General features: G+C 49.4%; 2 protein-coding genes. Both read left to right on the top strand.

Annotated features, from left to right (window positions below):
- The coding region (locus HHA41_RS12960; protein ID WP_168461956.1) for an integrase core domain-containing protein at positions 1-377 on the top strand (377 nt) is incomplete at its 5' end.
- A 99-nt stretch (positions 378-476) separates the two neighbouring features.
- Positions 477-1,280: an aminoglycoside O-phosphotransferase APH(3'')-Ib gene (gene aph(3'')-Ib, locus HHA41_RS12955; protein WP_001082319.1), complete on the top strand. Its 804-nt coding sequence runs from the start codon at positions 477-479 to the stop codon at positions 1,278-1,280.
- Positions 1,281-1,331: the final 51 nt, after the last annotated feature.

The raw sequence follows: 1,331 nt of genomic DNA, 5'->3' as shown, positions 1-1,331 counted from the left end.
GTATGGAGGTTACATTTTGCATAGAAACATTAAATGAAGCTATTGAAAAATATGGCCGACCTGAAGTCTTTAATACAGACCAAGGCAGTCAGTTTACCAGTGATGCATTTATTGATGTATTGAAATCAAATGGCATTCAAATCAGTATGGATGGTAAAGGTCGATGGGTTGATAATGTGATGGTTGAACGATTATGGCGGAGCGTTAAATATGAAGAGGTGTATCTCAAAGCCTACAGCAATGTTTTGGATGCGAAGAAGCAATTAAACGCATATTTTGAATTTTATAATTTGAAACGACCTCATTCGAGTCTGGACAAAATGACTCCAGATGAGTTTTACTATGACCAGCTACCACAACAAAATAAGGTAGCTTAACTAGAGCAGAGTATCACTTATAAATAAGCTTTTAGTTGTTCAAACAAGTGGGACCACCTCTCACCTCCGCGCTTCATCAGAAAACTGAAGGAACCTCCATTGAATCGAACTAATATTTTTTTTGGTGAATCGCATTCTGACTGGTTGCCTGTCAGAGGCGGAGAATCTGGTGATTTTGTTTTTCGACGTGGTGACGGGCATGCCTTCGCGAAAATCGCACCTGCTTCCCGCCGCGGTGAGCTCGCTGGAGAGCGTGACCGCCTCATTTGGCTCAAAGGTCGAGGTGTGGCTTGCCCCGAGGTGATCAACTGGCAGGAGGAACAGGAGGGTGCATGCTTGGTGATAACGGCAATTCCGGGAGTACCGGCGGCTGATCTGTCTGGAGCGGATTTGCTCAAAGCGTGGCCGTCAATGGGGCAGCAACTTGGCGCTGTTCACAGCCTATCGGTTGATCAATGTCCGTTTGAGCGCAGGCTGTCGCGAATGTTCGGACGCGCCGTTGATGTGGTGTCCCGCAATGCCGTCAATCCCGACTTCTTACCGGACGAGGACAAGAGTACGCCGCAGCTCGATCTTTTGGCTCGTGTCGAACGAGAGCTACCGGTGCGGCTCGACCAAGAGCGCACCGATATGGTTGTTTGCCATGGTGATCCCTGCATGCCGAACTTCATGGTGGACCCTAAAACTCTTCAATGCACGGGTCTGATCGACCTTGGGCGGCTCGGAACAGCAGATCGCTATGCCGATTTGGCACTCATGATTGCTAACGCCGAAGAGAACTGGGCAGCGCCAGATGAAGCAGAGCGCGCCTTCGCTGTCCTATTCAATGTATTGGGGATCGAAGCCCCCGACCGCGAACGCCTTGCCTTCTATCTGCGATTGGACCCTCTGACTTGGGGTTGATGTTCATGCCGCCTGTTTTTCCTGCTCATTGGCACGTTTCGCAACCTGTTC

Origin of the sequence: Acinetobacter sp. A1, from assembly GCF_012371315.1 — a bacterium.
GTDB lineage: Bacteria > Pseudomonadota > Gammaproteobacteria > Pseudomonadales > Moraxellaceae > Acinetobacter.
Note: the sequence above shows the minus strand (reverse complement) of the source record. Positions and strands in the feature narration are given on the sequence as shown.